Source organism: Catonella sp. (assembly GCF_052169795.1).
Taxonomy (GTDB): Bacteria; Bacillota; Clostridia; order Lachnospirales; family Lachnospiraceae; genus Catonella.
In genome coordinates this window covers 1-14,615 of the sequence record NZ_JBQNBU010000053.1, presented here as the reverse complement: position 1 = coordinate 14,615, position 14,615 = coordinate 1, and the positions used below count along the sequence as shown (strand labels likewise).

The following is a 14,615-nucleotide window of genomic DNA, read 5'->3' as shown; positions in this document are numbered from 1 at the left end:
CTTAAATTTTGTGCCTGATCCATATTATTCCCATTCTATTAGTTTTACTGCTTTTATGACAATAACTGTTTGGCAATTGCCTGTGTGTCAGCCGCACATATATCATCCGGAACATTCTGTCCAAAGGTTACATATGATAACCCTGAGCCTGTTCTCATAAGAATGTTGTATATATTGCCAATTGTTCCCGTTTCATCTACCTTCGTAAAAATAATTTTATAATTTGTTATATCCTTATATACTTCTGTTATTCTATTTAAATCTCCGTACTTAGTAGTAGCTGAAAGCACCAGATATACTTCTCTGTCTTCTTCCGGTATAGCACTTATAAGTCTCTTCAATTCATCTATCTGTTCTTTATTTTTATCCGACCTTCCGGCAGTATCCACAAGTACCACTTCATATTTATCCAAAGTTTTTCTTGCTTCCGCTATCTCTCCTGCGGAATAAACTACGCTTAAAGGTATTCCTAAAATATTGGCATAAGTCCTCAGCTGTTCCACCGCCGCTATCCTATAGGTATCAGCAGTAAGCAGACCTACCGTCCTCTTTTCCTTAATCTTAAATGCTGATGCAATCTTCGCAATTGTAGTTGTCTTTCCCACACCGGTAGGTCCTAAGAAAAACACATACTTAGTCTTTCCCGGTACAATGTTTATCAGGCTCGGCTGACCAAGCTTCAGCACCAGTTTCTGGTATACTGCACCTAATATACGATCCAGCTGAGCATCTTTTTTAATGGAATTTTCTATCTCACCTGTCAATTCTTTTATATATTTCTCATCCACTTCATTATTTTTAAGCTGTTTATAAATGAGTTGCATACAGGCTGCAAGATTACTTTCTTTCTTTTCCAAACCTGCTCCCTTATCCCATGCTGCAGCATCTTCCGCTATACTTTTGTCTATGTCTATGCTGTCTGAAAAATCTCCATGTACTTCCTGTTGTTTTTCTGTCTGTTCCGCCGTCTTTGAAGCATCCCTTATTTCTTTAATTTTAGAATCATTTAACTGCTTTTCAAGAAGCCCCTGCAAATCATTAAGTTTTTTTTCTATAGCAGAAACCTCATTTACAGCCGGCTTTTCCGGTAGTTTGTTGGGAATCGGTTCTACCTTAGGCTTTTTTTCAATATTTTCATCAATTGCAGCTGTCACCTCTACATATGGTTTTCTTAAAAAGCTGAAAAAGCCTTTCGGAGTTGTAGTTTTAATATTCATAACTACAGCATCCCCTCCCAGTTCCTCCTTTGCAAGAAGAATAGCATCCTTCTCAGTTTCTGCCTTAAATTTTTTAATTATCATACAGTTACCATCCCTACCGATTGTAATTCAACATTCGATTCTACTTCGTTATATGAAAGCACTATCAGATCAGCAAAATAATCCATCGTCAGCTTTTTGAAGTACATCCTTACTATTGGTGAAGTTATTACTATCGGTGCCTTTCCTAATTTGTCCAACTTATCAATTTCATTTTTTAAAGAATCCATTATATTTTGAGCAAGAGCCGGATCTATTGTCAGATAAGCACCCTGCTCAGTCTGCTTAACGGAATTCATAATCTCCTGTTCTATCTTCGGGTCAAGAGTAACTACACTTGTAGTCTCAGACTGTGGAAAATATTTGTTAGATATAGCCCTCTTAAGCCCCTGTCTTGCATATTCTGTAAGCACATCGGTATCCCTTGTAGTTGTCGCATAGTCTGCAAGAGTTTCCAAAATACTTACAAGGTCTCTTATTGAAATACCCTCTCTGATAAGATTCTGAAGCACTTTTTGAATTTCACCCACACTCAGAAGCTTAGGTACAAGTTCAGAAACAAGAGCCTGATCCTTATCCTTTATATTATCAATAAGATTTTGTACATCCTGTCTTGTAAGAAGTTCCCAAATATGCCTTCTTACTATTTCCGTAATGTGTGTCGCTATAATCGAAGGTGGGTCAACTACTGTATACCCCAGTGTCTCAGCCCTTTCTCTCTGTGCCTCGGTAATCCATATTGCAGGCAAATTGAAAGAAGGTTCTACCGTAGGTATTCCTGTAATTTCCTCTTCCACATACCCCGGATTCATTGCCATATAATGATCAAAGAGTATTTCTCCGTCACTTACCGGAACTCCCTTTATCTTAATCATATATTGATTAGGATTTAACTGTATGTTGTCCCTAAGCCTTATTATAGGAACAACACAGCCCAGTTCTAAGGCTATCTGCCTCCTAATCATTACAACCCTGTCAAGCAGGTCTCCTCCCTGATTTACATCTGCAAGTGGAATTATACCATACCCAAACTCCAGTTCTATTGCATCTACTTGTAACAGTGCATTTACATTCTCAGGTCTCCTAACCTCCTCAGCAGCCTCTTCTTCCGCAGTAACCTCATCCTCAATTTCTTCTATATTAAGATTTGTTGACATCCTCCAGCCGGCTATTATAAAAAATACTCCCATCGGTACAAAAATTACTGTGTTAAGAGGGGTTGCCACACCAAAAAATACAAGGGCAGCACCTACAAGATACATGACCTTCGGAATTGAAAACAGCTGTTTTCCAAGAATATTCCCAAGGTCAGCCTCCTTACTTACCTTAGTTACCAGTACACCTGTTGCCAGCGAGATAAGAAGAGAGGGAATCTGCGAAACAAGACCGTCACCTATAGTAAGTATTGAATATCTGTTAAGTGCTTCATTTACATTCATTCCCCTCATCACTCCGAGAGCTATACCACCCCCAAAGTTAATTACAGAAATGATAAGACCTGCAATAGCATCTCCCTTTACATACTTACTGGCACCATCCATTGAACCAAAGAATGATGCCTCATCTTGAATCTTCTGTCTTTTTTCTTTTGCCTGCTCATCCGTAATAGCTCCTGTATTAAGGTCTGCATCTATAGCCATCTGCTTACCGGGCATAGCATCAAGGGTAAATCTTGCCGAAACCTCAGCTACACGCTCAGAACCCTGGTTTATAACTATGAACTGCACAATTACAAGAATAAAAAACACTATCACGCCTACTATTAAATCTCCACCACCTACAAACTGTCCGAAGGTTTTTACAACATTCCCCGGATCTCCAGTGAGAAGAATAAGCCTTGTAGAAGATATATTAAGAGAGATCCTAAATATTGTTGTAAAAAGCAATATAGTAGGAAAGCTTGACATATCAAGCGCCTCTTTAGAAAACATTGCATTAAAAAGAACTATCATTGCCAAAGACAGGTTGACTGCAAGCAATATATCCAAAAGCACGCTTGGAATAGGAATTATAAACATTATTACAGAAAGAAGCACGAAACTGCCAATCCCAAAACTCGCCTTATTTCCCACCTAGCCTGTCCTCCTCTCATCAATCATTATCAGTTTACAAACATTTCTTTATCTTTAATACTATATACATAAGCCAGTACCTCTGCAACCATCTGATACAGTTCAGGCGGTATCTGATCACCTATCTCTACATTATAATAGAGCATACGGGCAAGAGGTTTATTTTCTACTATTTCAATCTTATGTTCTTTTGCCGCTTCTCTGATAGTTGCCGCCACATAATCTGCACCCTTAGCAAGTACATACGGAGCTTCTGCAGTCTCCTTATCGTACTTTATCGCAACCGCAAAATGAGTAGGGTTTGTAATTACAACATCTGCCTTGGGAAGATCCTGCATCATCCTCTTTCTGGCTCCTTCCCTCATCTTCTGCCTTATCTGTCCCTTAATAAGCGGATCTCCCTCGCTTTGCTTCATTTCATCCTTAACTTCCTGTTTAGTCATTCTCAAATCACGCAAATGTTTCCATTTTTGATAGCCAAAATCAGCTAGTCCTATTATAACAAATATTATGCTGATTTTAATACCTACATCCAAAACAACAGCAAAAATATTTAATATTGCCTGCATAAATTCAAAATCGTAAAGATTAAGTATGAACTTCCATCTGTCTTTTACCTCATTATATGTTACTATAGCAATGGCAAGTACTTTAAGTATCGACTTAACCAACTCAACTACTTTGTCCGGCGAAAACATCCTTTTAAATCCGCCAATGGGGTTTAACCTTTCAAGCTTAGGTTTTAACGGCTTGCCCGTCACCTTCCATCCTACCTGTACCAAATTACCCAAAAAAGCAACCATAAAGGTTCCTATCAGCACCGGAAGACTTCCTATTATTATATCAAAGATTATCTCCCTGCCAAGGCTTGATGCCTGCCTAACATCAAATACTTCCATTGAAATATCAGCAGTCCTATTGTAATATTTTACAAAGCTTTCTAAAAAGCCTTTCGCAATAATATTTCCAAATATCTTAAATATAATAAACATAACCAAAAGCATTAACCCATTAATTAAGTCTGTACTTCTGGCAACACGCCCCTCTTTCCTTGCATCCTCTAACTTCTTAGGTGTTGCCTTTTCTGTCTTTTCTCCGCCTTCACCAAAAAACTGCAGGTTGTAGGCAAATTGTCCACTTCTCAATTGTATAGCATTTTTGTCATATTTGCAATCTCCAACCCAAAAACTCACTATTATTTCAGCGCCTCCACCGCCTTCAGAAATACATCCTGCATTTCTCTTGTAAGATAGTCTGCAACTCCCGGCAACATGGTCATCATAAGAACCATAACAATAAGTCCACCTAGGAGTTTCAGCTGAATTCCCACTACAAACATATTCATCTGTGGAGCTACCTTAGCCATAACTCCAAGTACTACATTCACAAGCAGCATCGCCACATATATGGGTAGCATAAGCCTCATTGCAATAAGAAAATAGTTACCCAAAAAATCCACTATAACATTTACAACATTAGCATTTACCACTGCCCTACCTATAGGTATTATCTTAAAAGCATCTGCAAACGCTTTCAAAAAATAATGATGAAAATTTCCTATCAGAAGGAGAATTATCACAAAATAGTTATAAAGATTTCCTGAAACTGAAGTATCCACCTTAAAAACAGGATCATACATAGTTACCATAGCAAATCCTATTTCCATATCTATCAATCTTCCCGTAAAATTGAGTATGGTCATAACTATATTGGTAAAGTAGCCAAGTAATGCTCCTGCCAAAGCCTCAGAAAACACCATAAGTGTAAACCCTACAACTCCCGGATAAGTTATTTCCGTGTATGGGAGAGTAAGGTAAAGTAAAGTTGAAAAAATCACTGTGAATGCGATTTTAAGCTGCCTCGGCACACTCCCAAAATTAAAAAAAGGAGCTGTAAATACAAAGGCAGATACTCGTGTAACTATGAATAAAAAATATTCTAAATTCTCAACGGTAAACTGCAGCTGCATCTTCATCCCCAAACTTTCTTATTATTTATTTTTGTAATAATATTGCGAAATATCCTATATAACTTGTTGACTCATAAACATAATTACCAAAACCCGAAAAAAGCTCTGTGGTAAATTCTGCAAGACTTGTCATCATCCAACTTCCTGTAAGCACAAGCATAAGCATTGTTACTATAAGCTTCGGTACAAAGGTAAGTGTCTGCTCTTGTATGGATGTAATAGTCTGAATCAAACTTATTATAAGTCCGACAACAAGTGAAGCCAAAAGCAGAGGGGCAGAAAGCTTTAGAATAAGCATGACTGTTTCTCTAGATATATCCAACACCTTATCCGCACTCATATCTGCCTCCTATCTATTTTACAAATGATTTAACCAAATTTCCTATCACTAAATCCCATCCATCTACCATAATAAAGAGAAGAATCTTAAACGGCATGGAAATAGTTGTAGGCGGAAGCATCATCATGCCCATTGACATTAAGGTTGATGAAACTACCATGTCTATAACCAAAAACGGTATGTAGATGCAGAAGCCTATAATAAATGCCGCCCTAAGCTCACTTATTATAAATGCCGGGATAAGCACATTAGTAGGTATCTCATCCATATCTTTTACCTCGGATATTCCTGCTATATCAAGGAAGAGCCTTATATCTTTGGTATTAGTCTGCTTATACATAAAGGTTCTCAGAGGTTTTATCCCAACTTCATATGCCTGCTCAAAACTTATGTTGCCATCAGTTAAGGGCTTTATTGCCTCCGTATTTATCTGTATGAAAATTGGAGACATTATAAACCAGGTAAGAAAGAGTGCCAACCCTATGAGTACCTGATTAGGTGGGGTAGTCTGTGTCGTAAGTGCAGACCTCACAAAATGTAATACTACTATAATTCTTGTAAACGAAGTCAGCAGAATAAGGATAGACGGTGCAAGTCCAAGCACTGTAAGTGCCAAAACTATCCTTAGCGTAGCAGCAAGTCCGCTCTGATTGCCGTTCGTAGTTAAATTAATGCCTATATTATAAGGAGAAGTTCCTGTAGTGAAACTATTGCTGTCATTAGAACTCCTATCTACCGTATTCCCTGTCCTGTTATCTACTGCATAAGCCGGAGTAACAAAAAAAAGGGAGGTACATACAAGCACTAAAACAATCCCAAGATACAGAAAATTAAACTTCTTTTTAAATAAAGGATGTTCTCTCATGTTACCAGCCTTTTCTTATTTTTCTTTTGATTTAGCCTTGTCAAAAAATTCTTTAAAAGAAAATTTTTCCATTTCCTTTACAGTAAAATCTTTTACTTGATCTGCACTAAGTTCAGATATAAGACTTATGTTAGATTTGCTTATTCCTATAAGCAAATACTTTCCACCTGCCTCAATAATCTGCAGATATTTATCCACAGCAATCCTACTGGTTTCTATTACTCTTATATTGCTGTTTTCTCTAGTCTTAAGTGCATATTTACCAAGATATTTAGATACAAAATAGGCAGCTGCTAAAATAACTGCAAACGCAACAAGCATTCCAAGAATCTGAGCAATGCTGCCTAGTGTTCCCATTGTTTTTAATGCAAACATATAATCTCCATCTAAAAGCTTTTACGGAGAATCCTACTTCACAATTTCCGTTATTCTAATACCAAAATTGTCCTCAATTACAACCACTTCGCCCTTAGCCACATACTTTCCGTTAACCAAGAGGTCTATAGCTTCACCTGCAAGTTTATTAAGCTCTATGATTGTACCCGGTGAAAAATCAAGAATTTCTTTAATAGTCTTATTAGTCCTTCCAAGTTCCACTGTAACCTCAAGAGGAACATCCATAATGAGACCCATATTTTCCTGTTGCATAAGCGGATTTATGCTATTATCAAAGGTCTGGAACTGAGCAGGAGCTACATTGACAGGCTGTACCGGTTGCATTGGTGCCGGTGCATATCCCTGTACCGGCATAGGTACAGGCTGTGGTGCAGCCGGCATTGGCTGTGGTGCCACTGGTGCCACTGGTGCCGGTGCAGGCTGAGGAGCCGGTGCTGACTGATCTGTTTCTGATGATGACATAAATTTACTGTACAACTCCTTTGCAAAATCTATTGGATAGAGCTGCATAAGCTCACTATCTATAAGCGTACCTATCTCAAGTCTGAATGAGACTTTTACAAACTGTCCCTTTAAGAAATCTCCCAAGCCTTCTTCATCTATTGATCCATCTAAATCAATAAGACTTGCAGTAGGTGGACTTATATCCACTTTTTTCTCAAGAACCGATGAAATAGAAGTAGCAGCTGACCCCATCATTTGGTTCATAGCTTCACAGATAGCCGATAGATGGAGTTCTGTAAGTTCTGTATTTTCTACATCTGTACCTGTTCCACCCATCATTAAGTCTGTAATTATCTTAACATCATTTTCTCTAATTATAAGAATGTTATTACCGTCAAGACCTTCAATATATGAAATCTGAATAAATACACAAGGTCTGTCATAAGACTCTGATATATCATTCCAGTTCGCTATAGAGACATTAGGAGTAGTTATATTTACTCTTTGATTAAGTAGAGTGGAAAGCGTTGTAGCAGCCGTCCCCATACTTATATTGGAAATCTCCCCTATAGCATCTTTTTCTTCTCCTGATAAAGGCTCAATACCTTCCGGAGAAGAGGTATCAGAAGAATCCGAACCACTATCTTCACCCATACCGCCAAGCAGCGCATTTATCTCTTCCTGCGAAAGCATTCCGTCCATGGCTTATTCTTCCTCCCTAATAACTTTTGTAATTCTAAGTGCATATACACCCGATGATGCTCCTGGTAATGCCTTAAATTTCTTCATATTCCCAACAAAGACATCCAGTTCATCTTCAACCTTTGCATTAAGCCTAACAACATCTCCAGGCTGTAAATTCACAAAATCATTTACAGAAACCACACTCTTTCCTAAAACTGCCCTGATAGGTATCTGTGCTTTATCAATAATTTCGCTAATCTGTTCTTCATAGTTAGTATCATCTCTTTCTTGAAGTGCAGAGAACCAAAACTTAGTATTGAGCCTGTCCATAACATCTTCAAGAGCGGTAAAAGGCAGACAAAAACTCATAAAGCCCTCAACCGTACCAATCTTAATACTAAGAGTAATAAGAGCCGTCATTTCCTGAGGTGAAATAATCTGTGCATACTGTGCATTTGTTTCTACACGAAGCAGGTTAGGAGTTATTTCAACCACATTATGCCATGGCTCTTCCAAATAGTCAGTACAGGTATTTAAAATCCTCTCAAGTACAACTATTTCAATTTCCGAAAAATCCCTTGCTTTTTCAATCGGATTTCCCTCTCCACCCAAAAGCCTGTCTATAATTGTATATCCAAGATTATTGGACATTTCCATTATACAGCTTCCTTTAAGCGGAGGCAAATTCATAATAGCAAGCAACACCGGGTTTGAAAGAGAGTTCTGAAACTCCTGATATGTAATGGCTTCCGACCCCCTTACCTCAACCTGAACAGTCTTTCTAAGATAAGCCGGAAGATTAGCTGATAAAAGCCTTCCATAATGTTCAAATATAGATTCCAGTGTACGCAAATGATCTTTGGAAAATTTTGAAGGTCTTGCAAAGTCATAATCCTTTACAACCTTTTCATCATTCTCTTTGAGATCATTTGTATCCACATCTCCACTCTCAATGCCCTTTAATAGCTTATCTATCTCTTCTTGTGAGAGTATATCACTCATTAAGCCTCACCATCCTAAATTTTTTTGCACTTCCGTCAATCTTACTGTAATCTAAGATTCTTGAATGCTATCTCAGCAATTGTCTGTGTACCGAATTTCTCTTGAACAGCCTTTAATACAGCCATTTTTATAGCCTCTCTATTATTTTGTACTTCCTCTTTAGTATACTGAGAAAACTGGTTATTTACAATTTCACCAATAGTAGAGCCGTAACCCGTTTTGGTATCTGCATTCTTCATACTCTCTGAAAGAGTTTTATAATCTTCTGCTGTCTTAATAAGATATATGGATGTCTGGTCAATTATAGCATAATGATCCTTTCCATCTCCAGAACCTTTAAGGTTTATCTGAAGAGGTACTTCAAAGTTTACTACATCCATATCACTCATTACAATTTTATTTTTAGTTGTATTGCTCTCAAGCTCCAAGTCAATAATTGATGCTATGTTTGAAACCAATGTATTTGTTGCCTTTGCTGAAGACACTACCGAAAACATAATGACTGCTGTCAGTACCAAATTTATAAAGCTCAAGGCAATAGCAACAATTGTAAGCATATTTTTTTTCATAATAATCTCCTTAGCATTTTTTAATCAGCGACTTTATTGAAAATTTTTATTTCAACCCTTCTATTTTTCTGTCTTCCTTCTGCTGTCTTATTAGTGGCTATAGGCTCATACTCACCCTTTCCACTGGCAGAGAGTTTCTTCGGATCCATATGTTCCACATCTGTAAGGTACTCAAGCACTGCCATAGCTCTCGCACTTGAAAGCCACATATTATTTTTGAACTTAACAGTATTGGTCTGCGGCACATTATCAGTATGTCCTTCAATAACTATATTAGCATCCTTAAACTTCATTAGGACACCTGCTGCCTTATCAAGAACTGCATCAGCTCCTTTTTTAAGGTCTGCCTGTCCGGAATCAAAAAGAAAATATCCATCTATACTAAGTCCTATATAGTTATATGAAGTATCCATTTTAAGTTGTACCATATCATTTAGCTTAAACTGATTAATAGCTTCTGAAGCTTTTTCATAATTTTTCTCCGCAGTATCTTTAAGCTCTTTCTTGTATTTTTGTACAGCCTCTTCCTTACTTACTTCTTTATTATCTTCTTTCTTTACTTCCTCTTCTTTTTTATCTTCTGTTTTATTGGCATTATTATTCTCATTTTTTGCAGCATCTGATTTGCCGCTTCCTCCCTGAGTCCCCTCTTCCTTAGCAGTATTTTCAACTGCCAAATTTGAATAGTATTCAGCAAGCTCATTTAACTGGCTGACTCCGCTCGAAACAAGAATACCCTGATCAAGAGCCGAGCCACCTCCTGAAAATATACTGAAAGAAGAGGTTACAGCCTCTACAATTTCATTATACTTCGCAGTATCTGTACTACTCATAGAAAACAAAAGCACGAAAAAGCACAGCAGCAGATTCATAAGGTCAGAGAATGTTGCCATCCATTCAGGTGCTCCTGCCTTAGCTTCTTCCGGTTTTTTCTTCCTAGCCATATCTTATTCCTCTCCGCCACCTTCTGAGAATGCTTCCCTTTCAGCAGGTGTTAAGAATGATTTTAATTTTTCTTCTATTACTCTCGGATTCTCTCCGGCCTGAATGGAAAGTATGCCCTCTACCATTATACCCTTAAGCATAATTTCTTCTGCACTGTTTCCTTTTAACTTGTTGGTAACAGGTGCACAGAGCCAGTTTGCAAGGAAAGAACCATAGAATGTGGTAATAAGAGCTATCGCCATGGATGGTCCGATTGAGCTTGGGTCAGAAAGGTTGGCAAGCATGTTTACAAGACCGATCAGAGTACCAATCATACCCCAGGCAGGTCCCATAGATGCAAGGGTTTCCCAAAATCCAAACTTGCCTTTATGCCTTTCTTCAATACAGGAAATTTCTGTTTCAAGAATCCCCCTTACAAGTTCAGGATCAGTACCATCCACAATAAGAAGTATTCCTTTTTTTAGAAAAGGGTCTTCAATATTTTGGCTTGCTTCCTCAAGAGCAAGTAACCCGTCCTTTCTAGCTATGTTTGAAAGATTGATGATATTCTTTATCACTTCAGACTGATTAAAACTGAGCGGCTTTAAAACTAAACCAAAACTCTTCAATCCTGCCACAAACTCTCCTATGTTCTTATTTGAAGCAAGAACAATCATAAACGCACCACCAAAAGTAATAAGTGCTGATGGAAGATCCAAAAATCCGAATATAGCAGCCGGATTATCCATCATAATAGAAAAAAGTACCAGTCCTAACGAAATCACAAGTCCAAGTAATGTAGCTATGTCCAAGCCATTCACCTTCCGTTCTCATTTATTCCCTTTTCAAGGGTAGTAATAATGGGAAAATTATTCTTCAAGAATATTTTTTCCGGTAAAAATCTCATTTTTATATTTCTTAACAAGATTTTTAATTTGAAGCCTGCTTTCCTTAACCATTATTTTCTTACCTGTAGTAAGTGTAATAATAGTATCAGGAACTTCCTCAATTACTTCAATGAGATCTGCATTGATAGTAAACTCTAATCCGTTCATCTTTGTTACATCTATCATGTATGACCTCCATATCGCATACTTTGACCAACTTCAGCTTTTTCTTAGATATTTTTGCACACAAAAAAAAGCATTTTTATTTATTATAATGATTTTATAAAGAAAAATCAATATCGATACAAAAATTAATGTAATGATATTTACTTTTTATTCATAATCATTTATACTGTATTCATAATCATTTATACTGTAAATGCTAAATTTGTATGATAATTTATACTTATCTTTAGAAAGGATAATATGAAAGAAAAAAAAATAATAAGCTATCTGTTTTTTTTAACTTTTTTGATAATTTCTTTAAGTTTCATTAAGCCGGTTGCTGCTGCTTCAGATACTTATCATATAAAAGTTAACAGATATACAAATACAGTAACCGTATACCAAAAGCAAAAAGACGGCTCTTATTCTCCAATTAAAGCAATGCTTTGTTCTACCGGTGGAAAAAACACTCCATTAGGCACTTTCAGAACCAATACCAAATACCGCTGGCGTGCTCTTTATGGCAGGGTTTACGGACAGTACGCCACCAGGATATATGGACCTATACTGTTTCATTCCATCCCATATATACGCAAAAATGCTTCTACCCTACAGCGTGGAGAATATGAAAAGCTTGGAACTTCAGCTTCTCATGGCTGTGTCAGACTCGCTATTGAAGATGTCAAATGGATCTATGACAACTGCTCTTATGGTACTAAAGTCACTATTTACTCTTCAAACGATCCCGGTCCTTTAGGAAAACCTAAAGCTGCCCCTTATCCTAAATATACAGGTTATGACCCTACAGACCGTTGGAACGGCATTAAGCCCGTTCCCGTTTTAACCGTTCCTAAAAAGATTGTTTTATCTTCCGATGACTATGCTTATGACCTGCTAAAAGGCGTGAAGGCCATCGGTTATGATGGAGAAGATATTACTCAGGATATAGAAATTGAAGAAAATATAAACTTTAACAACCCCGGAAAATACACCATAAAATACACCATTACTGACAGATGGGGCGAAACTGCCTCAGCAGGCACAACCGTAATACTTGAATAAGAATAAAGCCGTCTGAATTTAGGCGGCTTTATTCTATTTATCTGTATTCTTCTATTTTTAACTGTATTTTTTTTACTCCTCTATATTCATTTATTTCAGGAGAATATATAACACTAAGTTTTTTCTCATCCTTACTCAGTAAATATTGTTCAAAAGCCTTTGCATCTCCATACCATATTGCATTATATAACTGCCCATCTTCCTCATCTGCAAGTTCAAGTTTCATTACATTCTCATTTTTTCCCAGAATTCTATATGTACTTACAAACATATTTCTCCTCGCAAAAGTTGGTGCTTTATTACCATTTCCATAAGGAGCAAGCTTTGCAAGATTATTTATAAGGCTTTCTGATACATAATAAGGTGGAAGTTCCATATCAAAATAGATTTTGGGTCTTAACTCTTCTTCAGTCAGTTTAACATTTTCGTTAAGTTTTCTCCTCAAAGCAGAAAATACTTCTAACTGTTCTGCGGTATTTTCTCCTTTTAGTGAAAACCCTGCAGCCATAGGATGTCCGCCAAACTTCGAAAAGCACTCTGCACATTTTGAAATTTCCTCAAACATATTATAATCTTCTATGGAACGCCCTGAGCCCTTGATTCCCCTTTCTGCATAAGTAAATATTAAGGTTGGCTTATAAAACCTCTCTTTTATCTTGCCTGCCACTATTCCGGCTATACTTTCATGACAATCAGGAACTAAAATCACCAAAACCTTATCATTTATGTATTCCGGACTCTCAGCTATTTCTGTCGCCTTTATTAAAGATTGCTCTGTAATACTTTTCCTCTCGTTATTAAGTTCTTGAAGTTCTCTTGCCTCCTCCAAAGCCTTATCTTTGTCATCCTCTAAAAATAGCTTTATTGCTTTTACGGCAGACTCAAGCCTGCCTGACGCATTAATCATAGGCCCAAGTATGAAACCTATATGATATACACTTATCCCTTCTTTCTCTGCAAGTCCCGATACTTCAAGCATTGCTCTAAGTCCTATGTTCTCCGTATTATATATTGCTTTCAATCCTTTTTTTACAATTATTCTATTTTCCCTTACCAGTTCCATTACATCACACACTGTAGCTAATGCAACAAATTCTAAATATGTCTTTTCTATTGTTTGTTTCAACACCCCCACATCTTTTCCATACTTTTTAGCATAACAATTTATCAACTGATATGCTACTCCTGCGCCACAAAGTCCCTTAAAAGGATAGTTACAGTCCTCCCTCTTAGGATCTGTCACCGTATCTGCAGGCGGCAGTTCATTATTGATAGGTATGTCATGGTGATCTGTAATTATAACAGTTAGTCCAATCTCCTTAGCATGCTTTACCTGCTCGTAGGCTGCTATACCATTGTCACAAGTTATTACAGTATCTACTCCATCAGCCTTTGCCTTATCAACAATATCTATATTGATTCCATATCCGTCCTGCACCCTATGTGGAATAACATAGCTTATATCTGCACCAATCTTTCTAAAATAATCATATAAAATAAAAGTAGAACAAACTCCATCTACATCATAATCCCCAATAATTCTAATCTTTTTACCGGCTTCAATCTTTTCGTTAATAATTTCACAAGCTTTTTCCAAATCATACATTAGTGCCGGATCCGCAAGTTCTCCTTTTTCAGCATTTAAATATTCAAAAATTTCCTCATCAGTATTCAAACCTCTGTTGACAAGTACCCTTGCCACCATCTTTTCAACTCCAAACCTTTCAGCTATCCCATCAAAATCACCATCAATATTTTTAATGAACCATCGTCCTCTCATCACACTCTTCCTCTCCACTCTATTTTCCAAAAGCCTACAAATAATTATTCATTATTTCATTACAACCCTTATATTATACCACATCTAAAATGTATTTCATCTCAAATTTGCCTCAATATATATTTTTTCTTTTCACCCTCCTAAATCAGGCTTGCCACAGCCATAGCCTAAGCGAGCGCATTAGGCGTAGCGAAGCG

The 14,615-nt window shown here is 37.2% G+C and carries 15 protein-coding genes; 1 reads left to right on the top strand and 14 read right to left on the bottom strand.

Annotated elements, in window-relative coordinates; translation table 11 throughout:
• Positions 1-53: 53 nt before the first annotated feature.
• The 13 genes from flhF to ACTTKP_RS08425 all read right to left on the bottom strand — a co-directional run bounded on the left by flhF (position 54) and on the right by ACTTKP_RS08425 (position 11,597).
• On the bottom strand, positions 54-1,301 hold the full coding sequence (flhF, locus tag ACTTKP_RS08485; protein WP_442553465.1) for a flagellar biosynthesis protein FlhF: 1,248 nt from the start codon (positions 1,299-1,301) through the stop codon (positions 54-56).
• A complete protein-coding gene (gene flhA / locus ACTTKP_RS08480) occupies positions 1,298-3,277 on the bottom strand; it encodes a flagellar biosynthesis protein FlhA (protein ID WP_442553467.1) in 1,980 nt (659 codons plus the stop codon). Before flhA ends, flhF begins: the two co-directional genes overlap by 4 nt.
• Before the next feature lie 83 nt (positions 3,278-3,360).
• Positions 3,361-4,524, bottom strand: coding sequence for a flagellar biosynthesis protein FlhB (flhB, locus tag ACTTKP_RS08475; protein WP_442553464.1), 1,164 nt, complete (start codon positions 4,522-4,524; stop codon positions 3,361-3,363).
• A 2-nt stretch (positions 4,525-4,526) separates the two neighbouring features.
• Positions 4,527-5,306, bottom strand: a complete 780-nt coding sequence (fliR, locus tag ACTTKP_RS08470) for a flagellar biosynthetic protein FliR (protein WP_442553463.1) — start codon at positions 5,304-5,306, stop codon at positions 4,527-4,529.
• Between the two features lie 19 nt (positions 5,307-5,325).
• Positions 5,326-5,640 carry a flagellar biosynthesis protein FliQ gene (gene fliQ, locus ACTTKP_RS08465; RefSeq protein ID WP_442553462.1) on the bottom strand — a complete coding sequence of 105 codons (315 nt, stop codon included), beginning with the start codon at positions 5,638-5,640 and terminating at the stop codon, positions 5,326-5,328.
• Between the two features lie 13 nt (positions 5,641-5,653).
• Entirely contained in the window at positions 5,654-6,505 is an 852-nt protein-coding gene (fliP, locus tag ACTTKP_RS08460) for a flagellar type III secretion system pore protein FliP (protein WP_442553461.1), read from the bottom strand.
• Positions 6,506-6,520: 15 nt separating this feature from the next.
• Positions 6,521-6,880 (bottom strand): FliO/MopB family protein, encoded by a 360-nt coding sequence (locus ACTTKP_RS08455; protein WP_442553460.1) that lies wholly within the window; start codon positions 6,878-6,880, stop codon positions 6,521-6,523.
• A 33-nt stretch (positions 6,881-6,913) separates the two neighbouring features.
• Positions 6,914-8,047, bottom strand: a complete 1,134-nt coding sequence (gene fliY / locus ACTTKP_RS08450) for a flagellar motor switch phosphatase FliY (protein ID WP_442553459.1) — start codon at positions 8,045-8,047, stop codon at positions 6,914-6,916.
• A 3-nt stretch (positions 8,048-8,050) separates the two neighbouring features.
• The gene (fliM, locus tag ACTTKP_RS08445; RefSeq protein WP_442553458.1) at positions 8,051-9,031 is read right to left on the bottom strand and encodes a flagellar motor switch protein FliM; all 981 of its coding nucleotides are present in this window, start codon (positions 9,029-9,031) and stop codon (positions 8,051-8,053) included.
• Positions 9,032-9,072: 41 nt separating this feature from the next.
• Positions 9,073-9,600, bottom strand: a complete 528-nt coding sequence (locus ACTTKP_RS08440; protein WP_442553457.1) for a flagellar basal body-associated FliL family protein — start codon at positions 9,598-9,600, stop codon at positions 9,073-9,075.
• A 20-nt stretch (positions 9,601-9,620) separates the two neighbouring features.
• Positions 9,621-10,544: a flagellar motor protein MotB gene (locus tag ACTTKP_RS08435; protein ID WP_442553456.1), complete on the bottom strand. Its 924-nt coding sequence runs from the start codon at positions 10,542-10,544 to the stop codon at positions 9,621-9,623.
• A 3-nt stretch (positions 10,545-10,547) separates the two neighbouring features.
• Positions 10,548-11,336, bottom strand: a complete 789-nt coding sequence (locus tag ACTTKP_RS08430) for a motility protein A (RefSeq protein ID WP_442553466.1) — start codon at positions 11,334-11,336, stop codon at positions 10,548-10,550.
• Positions 11,337-11,393: 57 nt separating this feature from the next.
• On the bottom strand, positions 11,394-11,597 hold the full coding sequence (locus tag ACTTKP_RS08425; RefSeq protein WP_442553455.1) for a flagellar FlbD family protein: 204 nt from the start codon (positions 11,595-11,597) through the stop codon (positions 11,394-11,396).
• A 240-nt stretch (positions 11,598-11,837) separates the two neighbouring features.
• Here ACTTKP_RS08425 and ACTTKP_RS08420 point away from each other — a divergent pair, with 240 nt between their 5' ends.
• On the top strand, positions 11,838-12,638 hold the full coding sequence (locus tag ACTTKP_RS08420) for a L,D-transpeptidase family protein (RefSeq protein ID WP_442553454.1): 801 nt from the start codon (positions 11,838-11,840) through the stop codon (positions 12,636-12,638).
• 37 nt (positions 12,639-12,675) lie between these two features.
• Here ACTTKP_RS08420 and recJ read toward each other — a convergent pair whose 3' ends face one another.
• On the bottom strand, positions 12,676-14,436 hold the full coding sequence (recJ, locus tag ACTTKP_RS08415; RefSeq protein ID WP_442553453.1) for a single-stranded-DNA-specific exonuclease RecJ: 1,761 nt from the start codon (positions 14,434-14,436) through the stop codon (positions 12,676-12,678).
• Positions 14,437-14,615: the final 179 nt, after the last annotated feature.

Excerpts from the sequence above, each read along its gene's own strand:
- flhF (WP_442553465.1), bottom strand. The coding sequence starts at position 1,301 with ATGATAATTAAAAAATTTAAGGCAGAAACTGAGAAGGATGCTATTCTT.
- flhA (WP_442553467.1), bottom strand. The coding sequence starts at position 3,277 with ATGTTTATAATTCCTATTCCAAGCGTGCTTTTGGATATATTGCTTGCA.
- fliR (WP_442553463.1), bottom strand. The coding sequence starts at position 5,306 with ATGAAGATGCAGCTGCAGTTTACCGTTGAGAATTTAGAATATTTTTTA.
- fliQ (WP_442553462.1), bottom strand. The coding sequence starts at position 5,640 with ATGAGTGCGGATAAGGTGTTGGATATATCTAGAGAAACAGTCATGCTT.
- fliP (WP_442553461.1), bottom strand. The coding sequence starts at position 6,505 with ATGAGAGAACATCCTTTATTTAAAAAGAAGTTTAATTTTCTGTATCTT.
- ACTTKP_RS08455 (WP_442553460.1), bottom strand. The coding sequence starts at position 6,880 with ATGTTTGCATTAAAAACAATGGGAACACTAGGCAGCATTGCTCAGATT.
- fliY (WP_442553459.1), bottom strand. The coding sequence starts at position 8,047 with ATGGACGGAATGCTTTCGCAGGAAGAGATAAATGCGCTGCTTGGCGGT.
- fliM (WP_442553458.1), bottom strand. The coding sequence starts at position 9,031 with ATGAGTGATATACTCTCACAAGAAGAGATAGATAAGCTATTAAAGGGC.
- ACTTKP_RS08440 (WP_442553457.1), bottom strand. The coding sequence starts at position 9,600 with ATGAAAAAAAATATGCTTACAATTGTTGCTATTGCCTTGAGCTTTATA.
- ACTTKP_RS08435 (WP_442553456.1), bottom strand. The coding sequence starts at position 10,544 with ATGGCTAGGAAGAAAAAACCGGAAGAAGCTAAGGCAGGAGCACCTGAA.
- ACTTKP_RS08425 (WP_442553455.1), bottom strand. The coding sequence starts at position 11,597 with ATGATAGATGTAACAAAGATGAACGGATTAGAGTTTACTATCAATGCA.
- ACTTKP_RS08420 (WP_442553454.1), top strand. The coding sequence starts at position 11,838 with ATGAAAGAAAAAAAAATAATAAGCTATCTGTTTTTTTTAACTTTTTTG.